General features: G+C 33.4%; 23 protein-coding genes. 6 read left to right on the plus strand and 17 right to left on the minus strand.

What is annotated here, in order from left to right; all coding sequences use genetic code 11:
• Positions 1-34 precede the first annotated feature (34 nt).
• The 14 genes from IPO86_01010 to IPO86_01075 all read right to left on the minus strand — a co-directional run bounded on the left by IPO86_01010 (position 35) and on the right by IPO86_01075 (position 15549).
• The gene (locus IPO86_01010) at positions 35-2470 is read right to left on the minus strand and encodes a heavy metal translocating P-type ATPase metal-binding domain-containing protein (protein MBK9726675.1); all 2436 of its coding nucleotides are present in this window, start codon (positions 2468-2470) and stop codon (positions 35-37) included.
• 405 nt (positions 2471-2875) lie between these two features.
• Positions 2876-3943, minus strand: a complete 1068-nt coding sequence (locus tag IPO86_01015; GenBank protein ID MBK9726676.1) for a PrsW family intramembrane metalloprotease — start codon at positions 3941-3943, stop codon at positions 2876-2878.
• Between the two features lie 58 nt (positions 3944-4001).
• Entirely contained in the window at positions 4002-4394 is a 393-nt protein-coding gene (locus IPO86_01020) for a hypothetical protein (GenBank protein MBK9726677.1), read from the minus strand.
• An 88-nt stretch (positions 4395-4482) separates the two neighbouring features.
• The gene (locus IPO86_01025) at positions 4483-5757 is read right to left on the minus strand and encodes an MFS transporter (GenBank protein MBK9726678.1); all 1275 of its coding nucleotides are present in this window, start codon (positions 5755-5757) and stop codon (positions 4483-4485) included.
• The gene (locus IPO86_01030) at positions 5741-6070 is read right to left on the minus strand and encodes a DUF4286 family protein (protein MBK9726679.1); all 330 of its coding nucleotides are present in this window, start codon (positions 6068-6070) and stop codon (positions 5741-5743) included. Before IPO86_01030 ends, IPO86_01025 begins: the two co-directional genes overlap by 17 nt.
• Before the next feature lie 119 nt (positions 6071-6189).
• Positions 6190-7773, minus strand: a complete 1584-nt coding sequence (locus tag IPO86_01035) for a protein BatD (protein MBK9726680.1) — start codon at positions 7771-7773, stop codon at positions 6190-6192.
• A gap of 32 nt (positions 7774-7805) precedes the next feature.
• A complete protein-coding gene (locus IPO86_01040) occupies positions 7806-8279 on the minus strand; it encodes a BatD family protein (GenBank protein ID MBK9726681.1) in 474 nt (157 codons plus the stop codon).
• A 16-nt stretch (positions 8280-8295) separates the two neighbouring features.
• Entirely contained in the window at positions 8296-9039 is a 744-nt protein-coding gene (locus tag IPO86_01045) for a tetratricopeptide repeat protein (protein ID MBK9726682.1), read from the minus strand.
• Positions 9029-10021 carry a VWA domain-containing protein gene (locus IPO86_01050; protein ID MBK9726683.1) on the minus strand — a complete coding sequence of 331 codons (993 nt, stop codon included), beginning with the start codon at positions 10019-10021 and terminating at the stop codon, positions 9029-9031. The genes IPO86_01045 and IPO86_01050 overlap by 11 nt, the downstream gene beginning before the upstream one ends.
• A gap of 1 nt (position 10022) precedes the next feature.
• The gene (locus IPO86_01055; protein ID MBK9726684.1) at positions 10023-11033 is read right to left on the minus strand and encodes a VWA domain-containing protein; all 1011 of its coding nucleotides are present in this window, start codon (positions 11031-11033) and stop codon (positions 10023-10025) included.
• Positions 11030-12313, minus strand: coding sequence for a hypothetical protein (locus IPO86_01060; GenBank protein MBK9726685.1), 1284 nt, complete (start codon positions 12311-12313; stop codon positions 11030-11032). Before IPO86_01060 ends, IPO86_01055 begins: the two co-directional genes overlap by 4 nt.
• A gap of 31 nt (positions 12314-12344) precedes the next feature.
• A complete protein-coding gene (locus tag IPO86_01065; protein MBK9726686.1) occupies positions 12345-13211 on the minus strand; it encodes a DUF58 domain-containing protein in 867 nt (288 codons plus the stop codon).
• Position 13212: 1 nt separating this feature from the next.
• Entirely contained in the window at positions 13213-14541 is a 1329-nt protein-coding gene (locus tag IPO86_01070) for a hypothetical protein (GenBank protein MBK9726687.1), read from the minus strand.
• 9 nt (positions 14542-14550) lie between these two features.
• Positions 14551-15549 (minus strand): AAA family ATPase, encoded by a 999-nt coding sequence (locus IPO86_01075; protein ID MBK9726688.1) that lies wholly within the window; start codon positions 15547-15549, stop codon positions 14551-14553.
• A 102-nt stretch (positions 15550-15651) separates the two neighbouring features.
• Here IPO86_01075 and IPO86_01080 point away from each other — a divergent pair, with 102 nt between their 5' ends.
• Complete coding sequence (locus IPO86_01080) at positions 15652-16332, plus strand: hypothetical protein (protein ID MBK9726689.1); 681 nt, start codon at positions 15652-15654, stop codon at positions 16330-16332.
• Between the two features lie 159 nt (positions 16333-16491).
• Here IPO86_01080 and IPO86_01085 read toward each other — a convergent pair whose 3' ends face one another.
• Entirely contained in the window at positions 16492-17136 is a 645-nt protein-coding gene (locus tag IPO86_01085) for a DUF937 domain-containing protein (protein MBK9726690.1), read from the minus strand.
• Positions 17137-17288: 152 nt separating this feature from the next.
• Between IPO86_01085 and IPO86_01090 the strand changes: the two genes are divergently transcribed.
• The 5 genes from IPO86_01090 to IPO86_01110 all read left to right on the plus strand — a co-directional run bounded on the left by IPO86_01090 (position 17289) and on the right by IPO86_01110 (position 22545).
• The gene (locus IPO86_01090) at positions 17289-17942 is read left to right on the plus strand and encodes an NAD(P)-binding domain-containing protein (GenBank protein ID MBK9726691.1); all 654 of its coding nucleotides are present in this window, start codon (positions 17289-17291) and stop codon (positions 17940-17942) included.
• A gap of 363 nt (positions 17943-18305) precedes the next feature.
• Entirely contained in the window at positions 18306-19610 is a 1305-nt protein-coding gene (locus tag IPO86_01095) for a hypothetical protein (GenBank protein ID MBK9726692.1), read from the plus strand.
• A gap of 294 nt (positions 19611-19904) precedes the next feature.
• Positions 19905-21338 (plus strand): asparagine--tRNA ligase, encoded by a 1434-nt coding sequence (gene asnS / locus IPO86_01100; GenBank protein ID MBK9726693.1) that lies wholly within the window; start codon positions 19905-19907, stop codon positions 21336-21338.
• 18 nt (positions 21339-21356) lie between these two features.
• The gene (locus tag IPO86_01105) at positions 21357-21944 is read left to right on the plus strand and encodes an OmpH family outer membrane protein (protein ID MBK9726694.1); all 588 of its coding nucleotides are present in this window, start codon (positions 21357-21359) and stop codon (positions 21942-21944) included.
• Positions 21945-21963: 19 nt separating this feature from the next.
• On the plus strand, positions 21964-22545 hold the full coding sequence (locus IPO86_01110) for a DUF1211 domain-containing protein (GenBank protein MBK9726695.1): 582 nt from the start codon (positions 21964-21966) through the stop codon (positions 22543-22545).
• A 342-nt stretch (positions 22546-22887) separates the two neighbouring features.
• Here IPO86_01110 and IPO86_01115 read toward each other — a convergent pair whose 3' ends face one another.
• Both IPO86_01115 and IPO86_01120 read right to left on the minus strand, forming a co-directional pair.
• Positions 22888-23811 (minus strand): TerC family protein, encoded by a 924-nt coding sequence (locus tag IPO86_01115; GenBank protein ID MBK9726696.1) that lies wholly within the window; start codon positions 23809-23811, stop codon positions 22888-22890.
• A 230-nt stretch (positions 23812-24041) separates the two neighbouring features.
• Positions 24042-26450, minus strand: coding sequence for a TonB-dependent receptor (locus IPO86_01120; GenBank protein ID MBK9726697.1), 2409 nt, complete (start codon positions 26448-26450; stop codon positions 24042-24044).
• Positions 26451-26493: the final 43 nt, after the last annotated feature.

The raw sequence follows: 26493 nt of genomic DNA on the forward strand, positions 1-26493 counted from the left end.
TTACACAGGGCTAAAAGTTGAATCCAGACCTTGGTCATCCTTCAATATGATTTTTATCACTAGTGACTAACCGGTTCACCAAGGCAATTCCATGGATAGATCCATACGATAATAAAATAATACTTATGGAGCTGCACGGCATTAGAATCGCAGCAATAACAGGGGAAAGTATCCCTTGTAATGCAAAATAGCCACCAATAATATTGTAGATAACAGAATATAAAAATAAAAACTGAACCACTCTTCGACTTGAACGAACAAATGATAAAATAGCCGCTAAATTATGAAATGAAGACCCATCTAAAATAGCATCGCAGGCTGGTGTAAAATTGTTCTTATGCTCTGTAATCGCAATTCCCACATCACTTTGTTTAAGTGCACCGGCGTCATTTAAACCATCTCCAATCATAAGTACTTTTTGATTTTTAATTTCTTGAAGTTCTTGTATAAATTTTAATTTTTCTAATGGCTTATAATTAAAAAATAAACTTTTAACAGGAGAAAATATTTTTTCCAAAATGGAAACCTCCCTATTATTATCTCCGGATAGCATCGATATTTGATACTTTGATTTTAAGGAATTTATGAGTTCCCGCAAACCTTTTCGGTATTGTTGCTGGACAGAAAGTGCACCATAGTATTTTCCATCCTCCATAAAATGTATCATAGAGGCATTCTGATTTTTTAATTCTTTCCTTCCGATAAAAGTAGCGGATCCCATTTTTAAGTGATGATCATCAATCCAGGCTTCAATACCATCACCTAGAAATTGCTTAAAATGGATGACATTTAATTCTTGCTGTTGATTAAAATAATTTTGAACGAATTGACTCAATGGATGGGTCGATTGCATAGCCAAAGAATAAATTCTATCCTTTAATCCAGAATTCATCTCCATACCTCTGTATTCTATGGTTGGATTTGAATGCGTTGTCAATGTACCTGTTTTATCAAAAACGATATGCTGAATTTTAGTCATTTTTTCCAACACATCAGCATGCCGAATGTATAATTTATTCTCCGCTAAAATGCGAAGAACATTGCCATTGGTATAACTACTTGCTAACAATAGCGCACATGGACAAGCGACTATTAAAATTGTTGTAAGGGAATTCCACATCAGGTCCATGCGGTTTTGAAATACCCAATAACTTGCTGCCAACATTGCAATTAACAATACTCCTAAAGAGAAATACTGGCCCAATTTATCCAGTTGCATTTCTTTTGACTTTGGTTCCGTATTGAAAATGTCACGATTCCAAAGATTTGTCAAATAACTCTGTGACACAGGCTTGATTGTCATCACTTCTATATTACTTCCAGTTTGCTTTGCACCAGCATATACAGGTTCGCCATACATTGGATAGCATACGGAGCTTTCTCCGGTTACAAAACTATAATCCAATGCAGCTGTACCTTTCATAAGAATTCCATCAATTGGAAGAATCTCTTCATTATGGATTCTAATTCGATCGTTAATTTCAATTTTTTCAATTGGCGTTGCAATCGCTTTTCCATTTTTGATGAGTTCTACAGCAATTGGAAAAAAAGATTTATAGGTTCGATTAAAGGATAAAGATTGATATGATCTATCCTGTACATATCTTCCGATTAACATAAAAAAAACAATTCCGGACATACTATCTAAATATCCATTTCCCAGACCGGATTGCATTTCGTAAATACTTCTACCAAAAGTTAATAAAATTGCTAAAGCAATTGGAAAATCAATATTTATAAATTTAACCTTTAATCCCTTCCATGCACTTTCAAAAAACTCAATGGCACAATAAAATAAAACTGGAAGAGATAAAAGAAAAATTAGCAATGTAAAAACAAAGCTTAAATCTGTTTCATTGAGTTTTTCACCTGATAAATATTCTGGCAAACTCAGCATCATTATATTCGCAAAACAAAAACCTGCAATACCGATTTTTAAAATTCTCTTCCGATTGTTTCCTGATTTTTTATTCCGTTGAATTCCGATCTGTTCAAAATGTGGTTCATACCCTATCGTAGCTAATAATTCTACAATTATTCGGAGGGAGGTATCCTGCTCATTAAATATTAAAAAGATCTCTTTATCTGTAAAATTTACTCTTGAATATCGTATCCCAGGATTCATTTTAGGCAGATTCTCAAGCAGCCATAAACAAGAACTGCAATGCATTTGTGGCAGGTACAAATGGAGGTGGCTTTCCATACCATTTGTAAATTTTATTAAATCTGCTTTTATTTCTTTATGGTCTAAAAATGCATAGCGGTCACTCCAGATATTCTGACTTTGCGTTAAACCTGGAAATTTATTGAGATCATAATAAGTACATAAATCCTTCTGGTTAAGAATCTCAAAAACCATTTTACAGCCTTCACAACAGAAATACTTCTCATTCAAAAATATATTTTGATCTCTGCAATCATTACCACAATGGTAACATTTTGTATGTATAAGCTCCTTTGATGCTGCCATAGATTCCAATCAGAATGCAAAAGTGCTTACAATTACCCAGGCTAAAATTGATGAATATCATACTTAAATATGACTTCAATCAACACCCTTGGTATCCTTAACAAATAATAAATTAAATAAAGATGTGCAGCGATACAGACTGCTCTCGAAATAATTACAGAATTGCCATGATGCCATATTAAAATTTGATTTACAAGTGTTTACACTTTTCTATAAACAACTTGAGTCTCCTATCCAATTCCAAACAAAGAATTATAGCGGCAGGTCAGCCTTATTCGTGGGCATCCTAAAATTGATCTTTTAACAGCACGTTTAAGTGTAAATAAAATACACAAGGGATATTTTTTGAATTGTAATGAATGTTTGAACTTTAACGCTCTAGTAAAATAAAAAATGAAGCTTTTATTAAAGAATAAGTCGTCTCTCTGAATTTTTAAGCTTGATCAAATAACCATAAAATAATGCAAATGACAAGCCTGCAATCAAAGCAGCAATAGTTGGCTGAATTCCTGCAAACCAATCATAAAATCCATGTAAAGTAGCAGCTACCATAAAACCTAATACAATCAAGGCTCCCATTTTCTCTTTCCGAATTAAGGCCGTGGTGATAAAATAAGCTACAATTCCAGAAAAAACAGCATGACAAAATACAAGAGACAAAGATCGCAACATTACCGTGACCATAGCATTCTGAACACCAGATACTAAACCTTCTACACCATAATTCATGGCTTTAGCATATGTTGAGTTGATAGCATTATCTCCATAATGGAGATTTTCAAAAGCTGCAAAACCGAGACCACTAAATACTCCAATTGTAATGAGTGATAAATGACCGATATCTTTTTTAAACCATTTGATCGCTATAAAAATTGGCAAAGATTTGATGAGTTCTTCACAAATTCCTACTTGCAGCACATAACCCAGCAATGAAATTAATAAATTAGAACTATCTGCAAGTTGCAAAATAAAATCAGGCAAAAAACGATATATAAAAAGTAGACTTCCGATTCCAACAATGCCCGTAAAAAAGAGAGCCGGGATAGCCAGATTCTTCGTGCCGTTATCATTAATAATAAAGCGTTTAAATATGACGCCCCAAACAAAAGCAAAAAACAAAGCAAACATTGTTAACTGAGCTGAAGGTTGTCGTACTGTTATAATCAATAAAGGAATAATTCCCAAAAGTGTTACAGCCCAAAAGATAAAATCCTTCAATAGTAAATTAATATTTGTATGATCTATGGGGATCACTTCTTGTCTTATTGGAATTGCTTTTAAATCAGCAAATAAACTTCGGGCATGCTGTGCACTGCTTTCAAATACATTCGATTCTGATCTTGCTGAATGTATTGCAGATGGCACCATGAGCAATTTACCACAGGAAGAACAATAACGTTCACTTCCAAAATCTGCATCGCCAAATTCTAAATTTTGTTTACATCCAGGACAAACAATTTTAATAGTTAACATATTGAATGATTTTGAATGAAAAATATCCCAGGATAAAATTAGTAAGGATTTCTAAACACTACTTCTTTAATTCTAACTTAACACACGGAAGTCCCCAAATATGAATGCGCTTTGCATTCTTTTTAAATTCAACCGTCTTCTTATCAATTATCTTTACTGATCTATGCTCATTTAGGCTTGGGTCAAACAAAGCATTGATATCTGGTATGTCGTTTTTACTCAATTTAAATTCAAGCCGGATCGATTCTCCTGCCTCTTTCCAGTGACCTTTAAAGAGATAGGTTTTAGGAGGCACTTCGTCAAAATCTTTGAAATTGACGCCAAACCTATGATTTTTCTGCAAATACAAATCAATTAATGCTACATCATTTGGAATTGTTTTATAAATTGCCAATTTAGGGGAAGCACATGAAACCCACAAAATTGAAATCAAAAGCAGATATTTATACATTTTAAGAAAATTTAAAGCATGTAAATATACGAAGTAAGAGATTTAAAAGCAATCATCATTTAAGAATTTATATCTAAGGCGCTTTCTGTTATTCAGTTTTTAAATTATCACCTTGTCTTTTATATACAATCCATAATATTACAAAACATAGTAACAAAAAGATGCCAAGAAAGATCAAGCCAAATTGAACTTGCATGGAGGGACCAAATAAGGGAATTGAAACAATACCTGTTAAAATGATTCTGGTAAAAATATTACTTAAATTAAAAATACTACTTACTCTTCCCATAAATTGATTTGGAATCACACTAAATAAATAGCTCATCCTTTGAATTCTTGTACCTGCATTGCACAATCCTAAAATAACACTATAAACAAAGAGTAGTAAGGTACTTTGAAATATTGCTACCAAAATATATCCTACTGCGGTAATCATGGTCATTATTAAAATGGAAATCGGAACCTTTATTTTGTGAAACAATTTTCTGATAATAAGCCCAGCGGTTAATGCGCCTACTGCATAATATATTTCAGCAGCTGCAAATACGCCTGCACCCTGATCTAAACAATATTTAACATAGGCAGGTAAAAGTGTAAAACTTTCAACCATAAGTGTTGCAAAAATCCCTAAAGAAAAAATTCCAAACCACAATATATGTTTTCGACCCCATAAATAATGCCACCCATCTGCCATCCTTATGAATACCGGACTATGATCTATCTGAAGTTGCACTAAAGGCTTAAATTTTAATTTTGTCAATATCAATGCAGCTAAAAAATAAGTGATTGCATCCACGATAAATATCCATTCAATTTTCCAAGGTTCAAATCGAAAGAATGACCCTAAGTGAATACCCAAAATCTTAATATAGCCATCACTGCCATCCAATAAGATCGCGCCTAATGCACCTGCAACAATCGTAGAAAATTGGCCTTGAATTTCTAGTATTGAAGTAAGTTTCCCATATTTTTCTGCAGGTGTTATTTGCTGAATTAGTGCATAAAGATTAGGATAATGTATTGAATAACTAAGAAATGTCAGTAAAAAAACCAGATAAATAAAAGGAAATTTTATACCTCCAGATTGCAAAGCAATTGCTGAAATGCTCAATTCAATAATTCCAATGAAAAGAAATAAATAGATAAAAACTTTTACCCGATCATACTTATCAATGAGGACTCCACTAAATGGAGCAACAAACAGCATAAAAATATTTGCTAAAAAAAATGACCAACCAAATAAATTTGCTTCCCCTGATTTTGCAAAATACCAGGGTATCGCCAACATACTAATCCCTTGTGCGATTCCTGAAATAGTATTTGCAATCATGAGCCATTGAATGGCTCTACGATTTTCGTTCATGCGGAAAAAGCTCTTCAATTACTTCTAAAACCGTTCGGAATGCAACAAAGCGATTTGCATAGCGTTCGATATGCTCCTTTTGCAATGCTGGTGCATATCGTATCATATAATTATTTAATGCCTCTTGCGAAATAGCATCATATTGAATGATATAGGTTATTCCGTCGTCTTCCTGTATGTCCAACCTTGAAATTCGAGATTTTAAAAAACTCCCAGTAGATAAGACTCTGGGTATATGATGCAGGCGCATCCAAGTTAACCATTCCTCATGAACTTGAGGGTCGATTTTAACTGAAACATTGTATATTACCATATAGAGAACTAAAGGTAGTAAATACAGTCAAATTTTCAAACACCATTGCCTGAATTGGACTAATTTTTAATAAATCAAAATACTCTTCTTTTAAAAATTAATTTATTTGCTACTATAAATTAAATAGTTTCGATGTCTGTTTTTAATTGCAACAATAAATCTGCTGAATAAGCGCCGCTATACTTTATAATTTCCAACTGATTTACTATTTTTAAAATAGAACTACCATCTTCCATAGAATTCATTTCAGCATTCAAAAATTGCTTAGCAGTATTCAAATCATTACCCTCAAATTTTCCATCAGATACCTGTCGCATCTTTTGGATTACTAAAAATTCCAAATACTCCAAGGTAAGTGATTTATCAAGTTGCATTCCGGGCGAAATCTTTTTAGCATTTCTATGAATACGAAGGTTTTCTGAATACTTTTTTAAATAGCCCAATAATAAAATACAGATTGGAAATAAAGCAACTAGCCAGGTTTTGATCTGAAAAAATAATTGTGTAGGTTCATACTCAAGTTTTACCTGATCAACGAATCCATGAATATCCTCTTCTATTCCAATTGCTGTAGTATTTTTTGTGCCTTCAACAATGTTTATCTTAAAACTATCCGTTTGTTGCACGAATTTCTTAAGCGCTGGATTAAAATAACAAAAGCCAGGGCATAAAATAAATGCACCAGGTTTCTTAGGCACTAGCAGAAAATTATACATACGAGTATTCGTCATCGCAGGTTCATCAGTCACTTTAATAATATCACCTGATTTAGTATCAGAGATTTCAAAACTACTGTCTTTTTGAATAAAATTAGATTTGATTGTATTGAAATTTCCATTTCCGTGAATTTGGATTTTTAGATGAATAGCATCATTCATGGAATACTCTGCTAATAAACCAGTTGCTTGAAAACTCATATCGCCAACCGCACCACTAAAGTTATCAGGTACTGGTACCGGTAATTCTTTAATTTTTATTCTTAATTCGTTTGTAACAATATTTTCAACTTGAGCATTAAACAAGGATGGCATGCCAAATCCAAAAGGATCATCTTCCCCTTTAACAATGCGATACACCGTGGGGTCTAAAATATAGGTTCCTGTTTTGATAGGATACAAAACCGTTTTAGAAAGTATTTTAGTAGTATATTCTCTTCCATTAAAAATTTCACGCCTTACTGGATTGTTCAACATATTTACAGCCTGATCCTGAAAAGCATCTAATGATGGTTTTGATCCCAATTCAATGTTCTCGATGTTAACACGCGTGTATAATTTGTAACTGAGCGTTAATTGTTCTCCCAAAAAAACCTCTGTCTTATCTAAACTTGCCTGGATTATTACATCTGCAGATGCCTTACTGCTCTGCATTGCCTTTACAATTTTTATACTAACAGGTTTGGTATATAAGGTTTTACCTTGTACTTGAATACTAGCCTCCTTAATCAAAAACGTGCCAACCTGATTACAGGTCAAAACATAAACAAATCCTACTGAAGATCTCATGGCTCCATTGATAATTGAAGTTTGCATAGATCTGGAAGGCCCGGAGACAATTTGAAAAGGACTAAAATCAGGTGGCCTAAAATTTGTTCCTTGTGCATTCTTTAATTCAAAACTAATTTGAAACGTACTACCTTGCAAAACACTTTCTGCATCAATGCTCGTTTCAAAGCGCACTTGAGAAGCAAGGATTCCTGGCAAAAAAAAGAAAAAAATATAAAATTTCGCCCGCATCAGATTTTTGTTGCTTTTCTCTTTTTCTTCAAACCTTCTTTCTGAATTGGTTCTGGCAGATTTATACGCTCATCTAATTTAAACTTTGGATGCTGCCTAACGCCTTCAGGATTTTGATAAACTACTATTTTTAAACTTGGTGTTTTAAGTTCTATATCCTCCGTTTTAAGTTTCGCAACACCAATTTCAAAAATTCCATCAGACGGAGCTTCCAAATAGTAAGTATACGAACTGCTTTGATTCACTTGCCCATTCATATATGAATAACTGGAAGCAGTATTAGGCCCCGACACAATGCTCCATCCAGAAAAATCTGGTGCCTGAAATGTTCCATTGCCATTTTTAATCTCAAACTTCACTTCCAGGTAATTGCCCAATAACAATGTATCATTATTTACAGATACATTAAATTCAATTTCCTGCGCATGCAAGATGTTTAATAAACCTAAAATTATGCAACATACTTTTTTCATAATACGAAATTTTTAGTTACCAATCTTTTGCCTTTTTAGCTTTTCTGCTTTGATTTTTTTGAATGCGTTCTCTAATTTTTCTATCTTGATCATCCACCATTCTCATTAACTGTTCAGCTTCCTCTTTCCTCAATTTGTCGCTTTTCGTTTCCTCTGATTTCTCTTTTTGGTCTTCCTCGTTTTGATCTTGTTTTTGCTTCTGGGCTTCATTCTCTTTTTTCTCTTTGTCTTCTTGGTTCTTTTGTTGCTGGTTTTCCTGTTTTTGGTTCTCACGATCTTGTGTATCCTTGTTTTGATCTTTCTGCTGCTGTTTTTGCTCCTGTTGTTGTTGTTGAATTTGCTGCTGCCTTTTTGCCAACACCAGATTTTGTTTTGCTTCCTGATCTTTAGGATTCCGTTTTAAGGATTCCTGATATGCCTGAATACTTTTTTCATAATTTTTCTGTTCAAAGTAGGCGTTTCCTAAGTTATAAAAAGCTTTAGATTTGGCTTTATCTGATTCTGCTTCCTGCAAACTTTTTTCATAATAATCTCCCGCTTCCTTGGTTCGTCCTTGCTGATATAAACTATTTGCAATATTGTATTTGTTTTTAAACTCAGGCTTAAGATCATTTGCCTTTCTATAGGACTCCTCTGCGTCGGTGTAATTTGAATCCTTATATAGCCTATCCCCTTTCGTTGAGAAAAATTTAGAATCCTGTGCAATTAATCGTGCACAACATAAATATAAAAATGCGATTAGTAGGAATTTAAATTTCATTTTTCTTTCTGGTCAAAAAACTTTCAAAAATCAATAATCCAAATGCGATCAATAAAAAATATTGAAAATAAGATTGATAACTACTAAATGATTGATATGTAACATCCTTTCTTGCAAGCAAAGAAAATCGTTTTTTTAAGGTTTCAAAACTCAATTCGCCATTTTGCATATCCAGAATTTCTCCTTGCCCAGCTTCTGCAATTTCAGCCAATAATTTTCGATTTGGTTTGGTGATAATAAGCTTGCTTTCTTCATCGACTCTATAATTTTCTGCTATTTGATTCGGGATCGGGCCACCTTGTTCAGTTCCTACAGGCACTGTGAAAACAGTAATTCCCTTTTGAGCAGCTTTTTTTGCAGATTCAATAGCAGCACCTTCATGATCTTCTCCATCCGAAAGTAAAAGAATTACTTTATGAAATCCTTCTTTCTCACCAAATGATTTCATTGCCAGTTCAATCGCTTCTGAAATAGCCGTTCCCTGGGTTCCAATATTTTTAGGGCCCGCCATGCTAGTCATTAACTGAATTGTCGGCATATCCGTTGTGAGCGGTGAATGTAAATAAGCACTGCCAGCAAATGATATAAATCCTATCCGTTCACTTCTAAATCGGTCTAAAAATTGTTTTATCCAAATTTGAGCTCTTGACAAACGATCAGGTTTAATATCTGTACATAACATACTTTGAGAAACATCCAAAGCAATAAAAACATCTATATTCTGAGATTTAATTTTCTCAGTTTTCTTTCCAAATTGAGGATTCACAAGTCCTAAAATTGAAAATAACAAAATAAAGCAAAATAAAAGAAACTTAAAATTCAGTTTGTCATTTGGTACTAAAATAAAATTCTTTAAAGTTGAATAAACACCTAATTTTTTCCAGGTCTCCATTGAACTTTTTTTATAATTCAGATATAAAATATAAAATACCGGTAACAATACCAGTAAAATCAAGTAATTATTTTCTTCAAATTTAAACATGTTAATTTAAGATTCTTAAAAAAACGAATCTGAATACCCACTCTATGCATAATAAAAATAAAGCTGCCAAAAGAAAACTTCTAAATTCTTCAGAATACCTTTTTATATAACGCACTTCTATTTTTGTTTTCTCCAGTTGATCAATCTCTTGATAAATTTCCTTTAGCTTTTCCGCATTGGTAGCCCGATAATATTTACCTCCCGTGGAGATGGAAATTTGATTTAACAATGGTTCATCTATATTCACTGGTGCCATTCCAAAAACATATTCACCATGCTGACTGCGACCAATTGGAGAATAGGCTTCCCCTGTGGTTCCAACTCCGATAGCATAAATTTTAATCTGATATGTTTTTGCAAGTTCCGCTGCAAGTGCCGGTGAAATATCACCTGCATTATTAACTCCATCAGTCAATAGGATAATAATTTTACTTTTTGCTGAATCCTCTTTTAATCTATTAATCGCTGAAGCAAGCCCCATACCAATTGCTGTTCCATCTTCAAGAAAACCACAGTTCAACTCACTTAATAAAACAGTCAAAGCTTGATGATCTGTTGTCAATGGACATTGCGTAAAACCTTCACCAGCAAATGCCGTCAATCCAATACGGTCATATTCACGCTTTGATATAAAATCAATTGCAACGGACTTACTCACTTCTAATCTATTTGGATTAAAATCCTGACTTAACATACTTGATGAAAGATCCATTGCTAAAAAAATAGCAATTCCTTCGGCACTCATTTTCTCTTCTTTTAAAATCCATCGGGGTCTAGCCATTGCCAAAATAAAAAATGATATTGCCAACAATTTTAAATAAGGTAAAACTTTATAAAATGAAATCTTCCAATTTGTCTTTATTGGAAAATTATTCAGGCTTGGAAAAACTAAAGCATTTGTTGTTTTTTCTGATTTGCGAATCAAATGATACCATATCCAGGGGACTATTAAAAACAAAATAAAGAACCAGGGTGATTCCCATTCAAGCCGATCTAACCATTGTAAACTCATTTGATCTCTTTATTTAAAACCAATTTTTGATTTTTTGAAATTGAAAAGATTCCTCTTGAAAAAAGGGATTCTTTCTTCCAAATACTCAAAATAAATATAAAGGGTAAAAAGATAGATATAAATGGGAGCACAAATAAAAACAAGAGCACTTGAATAAACTTATGATTCGAAATATTTAAAATGGTATGCTGCCAACGATAAAATAAACCAGTCTTTGACAAATGCATCTGCACCCAAGATTCCGGAAGTTTAAAGGATTTTCTAATAAGCAAATATTGAATTAAACTAAACTCTTGCATGCGCTTATTATCATAAACTTGAATCCATAAAAGAGGAACCGATTCCATAGGATTCTCAAATTGAGCTGCTATGGTTTCCCCCAATAAAGCACGCCAATGAAGCCGTTTTTCCTCTAATACCTTCTCTGAAAGTTCTTTATTTAATCGAACAAATTCGATGGCAAATTGCATCCATTTTTCATTTACAGAAAAATTAGGATTTGCATTTGCAAATTTGACTAAATCGCTATTTGTAAAACACTCCTTTAAAGTATCAACTCCTTTTAAATCTGGATATTGATCTGCAATCGTTTCCATAATTTCAGCAGATGTATACTCTAAAGCTGGAATCTTCATTCCATAAAATAAATAATTTCGCAATATTAAATTTAACTCATCGTAATAAGGCTTTACTAAATTCTGCTGCCACAACTTTTTCGCTTCCAGTGCATATAAATCATCAAGACATTTCTCCCATATCTTCCGCTCTACTTGAATATGAAATTCTTCAGGCTTCATTTGATCCGCTTTGAAAAATTGCCATAAGACAAATAACATTCCAAATAAAACCAGAATTCCAATTCCTGCCAAATATAAAAACCGGTATGGTTCCTCCGTCTCTTCAATATTTTTGATTGGCCGTAAAGCGGAAACACTATCTATTGGATATTGCACGTCTATAAATAGTGGATTACCCAAAGCCTGCATAGAGTCCATTTTTTGAAAAATCCCTAAGGCCGGAATCTTAAAATAACCACTATCAAAAACTGTAAATAGAATTTTCCGTTCTTGAATCAGATCTTTTGCATTCCAGCTCCCTTTGTCAATTGTCTGAAACCACACCATGGTATCTAAAATTTCAAATAAAAAGTCTCCAGGATTTTGATTTGTAGTCTGTAAAGTCAAATACTGCTGATCCCCGATTATCATCATTGTTGAATCCAGGCTTTGCTTAAATGTTTCCTGTGCTTTAAGCGGCATCGCTAGTAAGCCTATACTCAAACAAAAAATGAATTTAATATAAGATCCCAAATCAGTGCCTTTTTTTAAAAAAATTCAACAAATTTTTAATATAACTTTCATTTAAATCTAAATGTAATAAATCTGCATTCGCTCGATTAAAAACCTGCTTCAGTTTCAAATTATGATTTTTCTGATTTTCGGAAATTTGTTTTACCCATGTTTTATCCGAACTATCAAACAGAATTTCTTTTCCATTCTCTGAATCCTGTAATTGAATCAAGCCAACATTTACCCAATTTTTTTCTAAAGGATCTAGCATCTGTAATCCGATCACATCATGTCTTCTCGACACAATTTTCAAGCTCGGTTCATTGACTGGATCATTAAAATCAGAAATTAAAAAGCAAATTGTCTTCTTGGTTTGTACTCTATTTAAATATTGCAAGGGTAAATCATATCTTGTTTTACCAGCATCCGATCGTTGGACTAATAATTCCCGAATCATACGCAAAATATGCAGCTTTCCTTTTTTAGGAGGGATGTATAAATGAATTTTGTCACTAAACAATATCATCCCAACCTTATCATGATTTTGAGTGGCAGAAAATGCGAGCACTGCACAAAGTTCAGTCATCCACTGTGATTTGGTTTGATCTAATGAACCGAAATTAGTGGATCGGCTAATATCAACTAATAGCATTAAGGTTAATTCGCGTTCCTCTTCAAAAACCTTGATTTGAGTTTGTCCGGATCTCGCGGTAACGTTCCAATCAATATGCCGGATGTCATCACCAAACTGATATTCTCGCACTTCTGAAAAAGACATTCCTCTTCCTTTAAAAGTACTGTGATACGCACCAGAAAATAAATGCTGCGTCAATCCCTTGGTTTTAATTTCAATCTGCCGAACTTTTTTAAGAATATCCTGGGTTTCCATCTTAAAATAATTTTCTTAAGGGTCCACTTTTCTTTATATGTTCTTGTATCAAAGCATAGGGTACAATAATTTTTCGCGTACCCCAAATAAAATTCCATTCAGAAGTGAAACAAAATCCTTCTGGTCTTAATGTCCAGGGTGTGAAAAATTCCAATTCCATATAGGCTTTAAATCGATTGGATGTATTCATCGACATCATTTCCTTTTTCTTCCAACTGATGTAATCATTAAAAAATGTTTTGTAGTCAAAGGTTTTATCAAATATTTCTTCGATACTTATAATCCGGTTTAGTTTACGATCATAGGTAAAACCTAAACTTCGCTCATCAAGACTCCAGGGTTCTGTAAATTTAAAGATTCCACTTACCCAATCGAGACTGATCCAGTCAAGATCCATTGTTACGTTTGCTTGTTTTTGCTCCCGTAAAGGCCCCACCTGATAAAATGAAACTACTTGCTCAGTCCACTTAGTGATAAATGATTCAATCCAGTTATCAAAATCACGGTCTGCAATCTGAATATATTGAGCATACATTTTTAACCCTGGAAAACTTAAATTTTTACATTTAAAGTTATACTTATTTTGAGAAGTCCAGGTTTCAAATATTTGAAATTTGTCTTTATAATTTTCTTCTACCTGAATTTGATTTAGAGCGAGCGGTGTGGATTTATACTCCTTAAACCGTTCACCAAAAAAATCATGCACCCGCAAATCCATTTTCTCACATGGAACATCATCACAATTACCAGAAACCATATAACCCGTTAGTTTATCTGGCACACTTATACTTCCATAAATTCGTTGGTCAAAATCCTTTTGCAATTGAATTATCACCGGGTTTCTGTCCATGATACCAGCAAAAGATTGATACCAAACCTGTACCGGACAATCAAAAACTTTAAATCCTTCTCGTGTCATTTTTTGAAACTCAATATATTTTCCTTTTTCTTTCCTTCTATCTAAAACTTGAATGAGTATACCATTTGGTTTCACTTCACCAAATAAAAATCCTGCGATTTCAAGTAGGGAATCCTGGAGGACTAGTTTTATATTTTCAAAATGATAATTCCCTTCAGCATTTAAAGTTTCCTTGCTTGTTAAATTTTGAAGGATGGCTCTATATTCTCTACCATTATGCCCAAGGCTCAGAATATAAGAGTCCCCATTTCCGGATACACCTGAATAATGTTGTATCCAAATTCCTCCTTGTTGAGAAGGACTAAATAAATCCATCAGTTCCTGCACTTTTAAAGAAAATACTGGAGCCTGACTTTGAAGTAAATCAAAGCTTAAAAGTTGAAAAATAAGAATGAGAAACTGTTTTTGCATTTTAAACTCTTAAGGCACTTCAACTCTAGATAAAATTCTAGAAATAATTTCATCCTGATTAATATTTTCTGCTTCCGCTTCATAACTTAAGCCTATTCGATGTCGAAGAATATCCCTGCAAACATTTTGGACATCATCTGGAATTACAAATCCGCGATGTTTCATAAATGCATAAGCCTTACTTGCTTTCGCCATAAAAATACTTGCTCGTGGCGATGCACCGTATTGAATCCATTGTGAAAGTTCTTTAATACCATAGTTTTCAGGCCTTCTGGTAGCAAAAACTAATTGGACAATATATTTTTCAATTCGTTCATCCATATATACTTTGCTAACTGCATTTCGGGCTTTGAGAATGTCTTGTGGATGTATAACGGCTTTAACTTTCTCATGAATCTGATCATTTAAATTTCTTCGCATGATTTCACGCTCTTCATCAGGTGTTGGATAATCTACAATTACTTTCATCATAAACCGATCGGTTTGTGCTTCCGGTAAAGGATAGGTTCCTTCTTGTTCAATTGGATTTTGGGTTGCCAATACCAAAAATGGTTCATCCAAAAGAAAGGTTTCTTTTCCTATCGTAACTTGACGTTCTTGCATCGCTTCCAATAAAGCAGATTGCACTTTTGCTGGAGCCCGATTAATTTCATCTGCAAGAATAAAGTTTGCAAATATGGGTCCTTTCCGCACAGAAAAATTCTGATTGGATGGATTGTATATCAGCGTACCAATAATATCGGCAGGTAATAAATCAGGGGTGAATTGAATTCGGTTAAAACTAGCATCAATAGATTGCGCCAGGGTTTTAATAGCGAGGGTCTTGGCAAGTCCGGGTAGACCTTCTAATAAGATATGCCCATTTGTCAATAATCCCAAGATCATTCGATCCAACATATGTTGCTGTCCAACTAAAATTCGCTTTTGTTGTTCGATCAAGGTGTCCAAAAATGCACTTTCAATAGCAACTTGCTGATTGAGTGCTTCAATATCAAGGTATTGCGACATAAAATAAAAATATACAGTTTAAAGCTTACGAAATTGTCATTTTTGCGTTTTATATAAGATAAAAGCAAGGCTAAAAACGTAAAAAAACATCAATTTGGATATATGAATCAGCTTCATTTTTACATTATTAACATTTTGTTATGTTTCCAATTACAAGCACAAGTTGCACAAAATAAGATGATTAATGAAACTCCTATCCGGATTCTGAAATCTGGGGTTTTATTAGTTCGATTGGAATCTATGGAAAATAAGATTCAACACCTTATAAAAGCTTCCTTACAAGAAGATTGTAAATCAAAATGCAAAGAAAAGATTGAAAAACAAATTTTGCAACTTACTTTGGATCGGGATGCATTCAATACTGAATTTATTAAAGCCTTTAAAAACAATTTTAAATTTTGTCCGGTATTTTTTTATTATGACAAAGATCAAATTGCTTTAGCACAGACAAATTATAGCCGAATTTACTTTCTGGACTCAACACAAAATAATAAATTCTTAGCTAATATACCGAAAGATAGTTTATTGATATTGAAAAAAGATGAAACCCCTAATTCGTCAAATGAAGGATGGTTATTTCAAACTGCAGATGGCGTTTTATTACAAAATGGATTTCCATACATCACTGTAAATAATTTTAAAACACTGATGAATAGACTTGCATCAACAGACCATCAGAAAAAAAATTGCATTTATCTGGTTAAAAAATTAAATAAAAATCTACATCAGTATTTGTACGAATCCGATGTTAGAAAAATGGAAATAGAAGTAGACATGCAATGAAATGAATTCTATTCTAAAATAGAAAATAGAATACAAAATTTTGTGAGTATCCAATGAACGCTCTGTTTGAACTATAAAATGAATTCATTCTATAGAGCATTCATATAGGTCGTTATAAAAGTAAGATAGTACCGCTCTTTTTTATAACTATTAAGACTCCTATTTCTTAAAAATGTTACCGAAAATAGTGCCTAACAATCCTCCAGAATTTTGTTGGGTATTTTGAACTTGAGGTTCCTGAGAACCACCCAGCACACCACCTAGAACAGTCCCTATTAAATCTCCAAATCCACCACTTTGTGCGGATTGAGCAGAACCCATTAAAATACTGGCTAGGTCTCCTAATCCACCACTACTTCCTGCTTCATTGGATGAAGAATTACGCAATTTACCAATAACAGCCATTACAATGGGTGCAAGTATTGGCATCAACTTCATGATTTGACTCATATTTAATCCTGAAGATTGGCTGACTTGTTGAGCAACTTGATCTTGCTTATCGCCAAGAATATGTCCTAGCATACCGATTCCATTATTAGCCCCGGTAACCTGCCCTTGCATCATAGTGCCAACCATTCCCATCAGATCATCTAATACACTTCCATCATGGTCTCTGTCAAGTGCGGAAGTTAAAGATGACAAACCATTAGTGGTGGAAGCATTATTAGCTAATCCCCCGACTAAAGCAGCAAAAATACCGTTTGTAGCGATTTCCGTTTGTTTTTCATCAGCTCCGATAGTCTGACTAATTTGATTTAATAAGTCACCATTTAATTGACCTTGAAGAACTTGCATTAAATCCATAGAATATGTTTTAAATTTAAATTAGAATTGATCTTTAAGTTTATCGATTCTGTTAACAATTTTAATCGTAAAAAGTTCAATATTAATTAATCATTTTATTTTGAACATTTTTTGCGTTCCTGAATTAGTTATTTATCATTAAATACTAAAACATGAATATTGCAGTATTAGGTACCGGCACAGTCGGAGAAACAATTGGTTCTAAACTCATTGAATTAGGGCACACTATAAAAATGGGAAGTCGTACAAATACCAATGAAAAGGGGCTTGCCTGGGTTCAAAAAAATGGAAGTCAAGCCAGTCTTGGTACTTTTGCAGAAGCCGCTACTTTTGCAGAGGTTATTTTCAATTGTACCAAAGGAGTTGAAGCTGTTGGTATTTTAAAAAGTATAGATCCAAATGCCCTGCAAAATAAAATCCTCATTGATTTAACGAACCCTTTGGATTTTTCTAATGGAATGCCACCTTCTCTTTCAATATGTAATACAAATTCCCTGGGAGAAGAAATTCAACAAAATTTTCCAGAACTAAAAGTTGTAAAAACTTTGAATACTATGTGGTGTGGTTTGATGGTTAACCCTTCTTTAATAGGAGATGAGTTACATGTAAATTTTATCTGCGGCAATGATGAAGATGCAAAATCCTGGGTCAAAGAACTTTTAAGATCTTTTGGGTGGAAAAATAATCAATTAATTGATCTTGATGATATATCCGCAGCTCGTGGAACCGAAATGTACCTGCCTCTTTGGTTACGAATTTATGGTGCAACTAAAAATGGAGCTTTTAATATTAAGATTATCAGTTAAAAGCTATTTCTAAAATCTTCGAATTACCGTAATTACCTAAAACCTAGTCTATAAAAACAGGTTCCTGGGATTTATAAGGATATTTCATTCAATAATTTCTATAATTAAGTCGAAAATTGCCTTGATTTTGAATAATCCTTTAAAATCCATCTAAAATTCGCTCTTTCTTAATAAAATGGCAAAATGTTTGCAGCAAATTATCGGTCTGGTCATAGAAGACTTGGCCTTATATAAAATATGCCATCTTGCTTTACTTTTCCAGTTCTTTATATCAGCTTCTTTAAGAATAAAAAGTTCGAACTAAGGACATGGTCTATGCCAATAAAGACTCTACTTTTGATATGGATTTATTGTTTTCAAATAGTGAATCTGCATTCACAAGCAACAGATCAGGATTTTAAAGATGTTTATAAAAGCATTAATTCAAAAAAGGGAAATGCAATTTATTTAAATCCACTAGATTCAAATTTTACATCCAAAACTGCCATCATAAAAGAAACATTTCAATTACTTGATTTCCTGAATGAATTCATGGATAACGAACACCGTCTCAATGGAAAAGGCAGTTTCAGTTTTTCAGGAAATGAAACAACTTCAGGTAATCTTTACAAAGTTGGTGCAGGTGTGAATATAGACCAGGGGGTATATCCCTATGAATTGGATTTTTCAACCAATGTACAAACGCTTTTAAAAGATGGTATTTTACAAGAAAATGTGTCAGATATTGATATTTCATTCGATTTCCATCCACATACACCAAGTGCCGATGCTAGAATAGCAAAATATAATGCAAAAATTGATGCGCTCCATAAAGAACAGCCTGTTGATCAAATTGGACAAGAAAACAAGCAATACCTTCTTGAAAAGTATCTCAAAAAAATAGAACAATCGGAGCCTCTTAATGGCTTATGGCTAGAAAATTATATAGTAGGCAAACGTTACAGCGATGGTTTTTTGGGCATTGATGAACGATATGAATTAGGTGGTGGATTTATTTTTAGCTTTTTTAGCAAGGCACTCACACAAAAAGGAAACCGAAATCGGGATGAACTAAATAGAAAACCGAGCTATTCATTTCAAGGAGAAGATTTAATCCGATGCCTAACAAGTTGTGCACCCATTCATAATGTTTTGATGTTATCGAATGCTGAAACACAGGTTTTATCGGAAACAAGAGCCCGCTATTTGGTTTCAAATCAAAAGCAATACAGTCAATTGCGCCTTTCATTCCTAATTGGAGCATATTATGAATTGGAAAAAGTTACCGCAACCAATACGATTCTATTCAATGGAAAGGATACAAGTCTAAGTTACGATTTTAAACCCACAAATAAATTACGTGGAGAAATCAGACCCGGATTTGTTTGGAGGCCTAAAGACAAATACAAACTAAAAATATATCCCTTTATGAAATTTCCGTTAGACCGGATCCATAATATTGTAAGAGAAGGTAATCTAATAGATGACAGATTGGATTATTACATGGATTTATTTACCTCCCTGGATATTCAAATTGAAAATAACTTTTCAATAAATATATTTTATCGAATGATTTATGATAATGCACCAAGTAGAATATTTTTAAAACAACTTGATAATAGTTTTGTCCTTCTTTCTGCAGAAAAAAAAAGAAGTAGTTTTGGTATTGGATTAAGTTTTGGATTCTAATTTTTAAAATATAGAAATCTATAAAACGACACAAATAAATTCATAGATTCTCAAGCGTATTAAAAGCAAAATTTAAAATGAAAGGATAAAGCATAAATTTCAAAAAGGGAAAACCTACATTCTAAATGTCCCCTAAATTGAATCCAGCAATCGTTTTTAAAATCAAGTAGAATTGCAATTTCAATTATTTAACAATTTAAGCTAAATTAACAGTAAGCTTTTGTTTCCATAACAAGCTTTTTAAGCACTTGTAAAATCGTTTTGATCACTTATCTTTGCCTTTTAAATCAAATCATGCAAAAAATTACAATAGCAGAAGTACTAAAATCTGAACCGCAAAACCAAATTACTTCTTTTATGGGTTGGGTGAAAGCATTCCGGAATAGTCGCTTCATTGCATTAAATGATGGTTCTTGTCTTTCCAATTTACAGGTAGTAATTGATCCCACTCAATTTGATGAATCTATTCTTAAACGCATTACGATTGGTGCGGCAATAAACGTTCAGGGTACCTTAATTACTTCTCAGGGTGCTGGCCAGAAAATGGAATTACAGGCTACTACAGTAGAAATCTTAGGGGATTGTGATGCATCTACTTATCCATTACAGCCTAAAAAACATAGTCTTGAATTTTTACGCCAGATTGCTCATTTGCGATTTAGAACAAATACGTTCAGTGCGATTTTTAGAATCCGGCATATGCTTTCATATGCTATTCATGAATTTTTTCATAACCAGGGATTTTATTATTTACATGCACCAATAATTACAGGTTCTGATGCTGAAGGGGCAGGAGAAATGTTCCAGGTCACCACTTTAAATTTAAATAATCTCCCGAGAACAGAGGAAGGTCAAATTAATTTTAAGGAAGACTTTTTTAGCAAAGCAACAAATTTAACGGTATCCGGACAACTTGAAGCAGAATTGGCTGCAATGGCCTTAGGTAAAGTATATACTTTTGGACCTACATTCCGGGCTGAAAATTCAAATACACCAAGACATCTTGCGGAGTTTTGGATGATTGAACCAGAAGTTGCATTTGCGAATCTTCATGATAATATGGATCTGGCAGAAAATCTATTGAAATATGTTATCCAAAAAGTAATGCAAAATTGTGCAGAAGATTTGCAATTTTTAAATGATCGCGAACAAGAAGAAGATAAACAAAAACCACAAATTGAGAGAAATGAACTTAGCTTAATAGAACGTCTTAAATTTTGCATTGATCATACTTTTGAGCGTATTAGCTACACAGAAGCCATTGAAATATTAAAAAACTCAACACCTAATAAGAAAGGTAAATTTCAATTTCCTATTGAAACATGGGGTGCTGATTTACAATCTGAACATGAACGTTTCCTCGTTGAAAAACATTTTAAAAAGCCTGTAATTTTGACAAATTATCCAAAAGCCATAAAAGCTTTCTATATGCGCCAAAATGAAGATCAGAAAACGGTAGCCGCAATGGACATATTGTTTCCAGGAATTGGTGAAATTGTAGGTGGATCACAACGAGAAGAACGCCTTGATAAACTAGAACAACGAATGCATGAAATGCATATCCCAAAAGATGAAATGTATTGGTATTTAGATACTCGCAAATATGGAACTTGCCCACATGCTGGATTTGGATTAGGTTTTGAACGTCTGGTACTTTTTGTAACCGGAATGACCAATATTCGGGATGTAATACCCTTTCCAAGATTTCCTGGTAACGCAGAATTTTAAATTAATTAAATATAAATTATGAAAAATTTAAATTGGATTTTACACGCTATATCCTTAATTGCAATAATTTTTCTGTTTGTGCAAAATAGAAATTGTAAGTCTCATTGTAAAACAGATGGTTCAGCACAAAATACAAGTCTTATTTCAAATTCCGGTACCGCTGCATTTTTTAACTCCGATAGTCTTCTTGGACAATTAAAGTTTTTTAAAGATAATGAAATTATGTTTAAAAAGAAACAGGAATCTATGATGAAAGAACTTCAGGCTAAAGAAGAAAACATGCAAAGAGAATTTCAAAAATTACAAAAAAATGCTGAAAATATGACTCGAAATGAAACTGAAAATGCTCAAAAAAAGTTAGCTGGCATGGAGCGCGATCTTATGGAACGCAAAGAAAAATTATCGAATCAATTTGCAGAAGAAACAGCAGAATTTAATGAAGCCCTTCATAAAAAAGTAATTTCATTTTTACAGGAGTACAATGCTGATAACAGATATAAATTTATTTTCTCTGTAGCCAGAGATGGAAATATTTTCTATTCAGATCCTTCTCTCGATATTACAGCTGAAATGGTAAAAGCTTTAAATGAAAAATATAGTCAATAATTAAACGCTTTTACATTGTATGAATAAAACCAGAATTGAAGCATTCAGTGATGGGGTCTTAGCGATTATCATCACCATCATGGTACTTGAAATCAAAATTCCGCATAGCAGCAATTGGGATGGATTAATCCATTTAATTCCAATTATTATTTCCTATCTATTGAGTTTTATATACATTGGAATCTATTGGGTAAATCACCACCACTTATTCCATTCAATTTCTAAAGTTACATCAGGCATATTGTGGTCTAACCTTAATTTACTTTTCTGGTTATCCTTGATCCCATTTTCAACAGGATGGATGGGTGAAAATCATTTTGAACCAAATACTATCGCTGTTTACGCAGTTTCGCTTTTAATGCCAGCCATAGCGTATTATATTCTTCAAACTGCAATTATGAATTGCCAATTATCTCCTGAGGCATTTGCTGAAGCTCATCAAAAACAAAATACAAAAGGAAAAATTTCATTGGTTTGCTATATTCTTGCAATTCCTTTTGCATTTATATATAGCTATCTTTCAGGTTTCCTTTTTATTCTGGTAGCATTTATGTGGATCATTCCGGATAAAAATATTGAAAAAGTATTTAAAGACATGTAATTTATATTTTCAGTATCAAGAAAATGATTTTTACAAAATACTATCTGCTAAAATTCAATATTCAAGTACATTTAATAAAAAAAATTGTTCGTCCAATATAATGATCTTTTAACAGGTTCCGGCCTGGATCAAAACTCATAATACTGGAACAAAAAACTCCTTAATAGTTTTATTTTATTTGATCAAGACAGGATTAAACTATTTATTTGACTCGCTGATTCCTTTTTTGAATGCGCATTTTAACAAGCTAAAATTACATCCTTAAAAGATTCAATACGAATTAAGGAATCCTTCATTTAACAGTCATCAACTCATAAAATCTGTAAACAATTAAAGCTCCATTTACTGACTATCTTCGTTTCTTGCTGCAATCATGGAACCCAAAATAGAAAGCGATAACATGGTCAATATAACCAATAATGAATATAATGGATCTATCTTATAATAATCTGAAAGGAGCATCTTAATACCTACATAACTCAGTATTGCTGCTAATCCATATTTTAAATATACGAAATATCTGGCGGCTGCAGATATCGCAAAATAAAGTGATCGCAAACCTAAAATTGCAAAAACATTTGAAGTAAATACAATGAAAGGATCAGAGGTAATTGATAATATTGCAGGAATGCTATCTACTGCAAAAATCAGATCAGAAATTTCAATCAGCAGCAGAACAATAAACATTGGTGTTGCATAAGTCTTTGCATTAATTTTTACAAAAAATTTATCTCCATGATAGGTATCTGTTACATTAAAATATTTATGAAATAATTTGATTATCGGATTGGCTTCTGGGTTAAAAGAAGTTTCTTTTGAAAATGCCATTTTGAAACCCGTAAAAATTAAAAAAGCTCCGAAAATATAAATTATCCATTCGAATTTTTCAATTAATACAATCCCCGATAAAATAAAACTTATTCGCATCAACATCGCTCCAAGGATTCCCCAAAATAAAATTTTGTGCTGATATTTTGGTGGAACCTTAAAGTATGTAAAAATTAAAATAAAAACAAAAACATTATCAATCGAAAGAGACTCTTCAATCAAATATCCAGTCAAAAACTGCAATGCTTTTTCACTTCCCATAAAATGGTACACTCCGATATTAAATAATAAGGCAAGTGATAGCCAGAAAAAAGTCCACATAAGAGCTTCTTTCACTTTAATTTCATGGTTTTTTCTATGAAACACGCCAAGATCGAGCGCCAACATGCATACTATAAACAAGATAAAACCACCCCAAAGTAAGATTTCATGATTCATACTTAATGCTTAATATTTATACTTTATTTTCAAAAATTAAAGTCGCGGCTTTTACAATAACAGCATGATTTCAAGAAAGGTTTTTTCCTCATTCCTAAAACTAAAATATTCCTGTAGTTCTGTGGACTTTTCTTGCCCATTTTAATTTGGATCCGTGTTTTAATGATCCATCTGTAATGCTTAAAAGGAAACCACCGTCAAGTTGATAACAAGACGGTGGTTAATAAAATTTAAAACTGCGCTTTAAAGGACAGAATGAAATTCCTTCCAGGTGCAACGAGCCCGGAACTGTATGGGCGATACCGTTGATCCGTTAGATTTTCTATACCTGTACTTACAGACAGATGTTGATGGAACTGATACATAGCTTTGAAATTTAGTGTGTACCAAGCTGGAGAATAAGGGTCACCATTACTATCTTTTGCATAGAGGACTGGTTTTTGCCGTTCTTCTTCGTTCAAATTAGCATAACTCACCGCTGCACTGTACATAGCATTTAATTGCATAAATAGTTTTTCCTTCTGATAAGATAACTTGGTTATTCCAAATGAAGGTGCTGCATGTCTCGAACGGCTTATATCGCCGTTGTCCAATTCTTCTTCGCCGAATTGATAATTAAAACGAGAAGAAATATTAAAATCAGAAGAAAGTTTAATTTCTATTCCCGCATGGAAGCCATAAACCTTCGCAAAAGCAGCATTCTGAATAGCATACACTTTGCTCATTTGATCATTATACAAAATGCTATCTTGTCCATTTACCTTAAAAGCTCTTCGAACCATGGCATCCTCAAGTCGGGTATAAAATGCGCTTACATCAATTTTCACAACATCACCCCATATCTTAGAAATATTGAGTTCTCCATTATATGCATATTCAGTATTCAAGGAAGTATTCGGAACAACCACTTCGCCAGAAGCAAAATCAAATATTTTACCAACATCATCTACATTCGGTGCTCTGAATCCAGTGCTCGCATTGAGACTGATTTTCCAGGTTTCTTCTGGTCTAAATACAAAGCCTAAACTTCCTGTTGTTGCTGAATTTTGCAAAGTAGAACTCGTAAAATTAAAAGGGAAAAATTCGAGATGCCTGGTGAAGTCAGATTCCACGTTGAATGCGCTGAATCTCACCCCTGCCTGGATAAGAAATTTTACTGAAGGAATGAATTGGTAATTTAAATATCCCGCATAACTACTCCATTGTGAAGCCGGATATCTGTCAGGCACAGGGATTGGGCTTCCATCTCTAAGATCAACTGCTGAGCCGATAGAGTTTACATCATTGAGCACATATTCAACGCCATAATAAAAATTATGCTTCTTTGTGTTTTTCTCAAAGTCCGCGTTTGCTGAATATGCCCGGACCTCTTCAAGATTTGTTCTTAATCTGTGATGATTAAACCTTCTGTCTATTCTGCTTTCTTCAAAGTATTGTTGAGCAAGACGTATTGTCATTCGGTCATAAATTTTGTTGCTGTTAATTTGTGTTACAGACAAATTGTGCATGCTCCAAACTTGCGGTCCATAATTCCATACGGCGGAAGTAGGTAAACCATTGCTTTGCGTCTCAATAAGTCTATCATATCTGGAATATTCTGAAGTTTCAGAAAAATGAAATCCATACTGAAGCTCCCAATTTTTAGTAGGATTAAAACTTATTTTTTGCATCAGGTTCATTTGTGAATATCCACTTGGATTTTGTACCAATGGATCAGGATTTTCAAAAACTTTGTCTACATTATCAACTCGTTGCACATAATATGGTTTCAAATATTCATCCGGACCTTTTGTACCCATTCTCAAATCTCCATATTTGGAATGCGTCAAACTCGAGATCAATGCCCACTTTGTCCAACCAAGTTTCACATCAAAATGATTGCTTCTTTCATTATTGGCAGAAGAATACCGGCTAACTGCTTTCCCTTCAATCAAAGTCTTTTTAGATACGGAAAATTTAGGAGTCAAGGTTTGAAAACTCATAACTCCACCAATGGCATCACTTCCATAAATAATAGATCCCGGACCAAAAAAAACTTCTGTATGTTCAATGGCGAATGGATCTAAGGATATTACATTTTGAATATTTCCAGCTCTGAATATAGCCGAATTCATTCTCACACCATCTATGGTATATAATAACCTGTTGGTGGAAAAGCCACGAATCATCGGACTACCACCACCTTGCTGGCTTTTTTGTATAAATACTTCACCGGAAGATCCCAATAAATCTGCAGCAGTCTGAGGATTGCTTAAGGCAACATCTTTTGGTGAAATTATAGAAATTTTTGAAGGAATATTTACCGAAGGCTGACTCCAACGAGTTGCGGAAACCACTACTTCATCAAACTGTGTCAAAGAAGAATTAAGGGATACTTCAAAATTCAAGTTTTCTAAATCAAGGTAACTGATTACTTCCGTCTTGTAACCCAGACTCCGGATTTCAATTTTATCTGCACCTTTGAATGCTGTCACATCAGCTTGACCTTGGGTATTGGTATTTGCAAAAGCTCTGGGCGAATTACTAAGAATTGATACGACTTCAAGAGGTTCCCCTGTATTGTGATCTTTAATGGTTATTGTTTGAGACTGTCCCATATGGGTCACACCTATCAACAACAATAATAGAATTTTTTTCATCAGAAAAAATTAATAGATTAACAAAATAATTTTATTCCGCATC

This window comes from Saprospiraceae bacterium, from assembly GCA_016717265.1.
Lineage (GTDB): Bacteria > Bacteroidota > Bacteroidia > Chitinophagales > Saprospiraceae > Vicinibacter.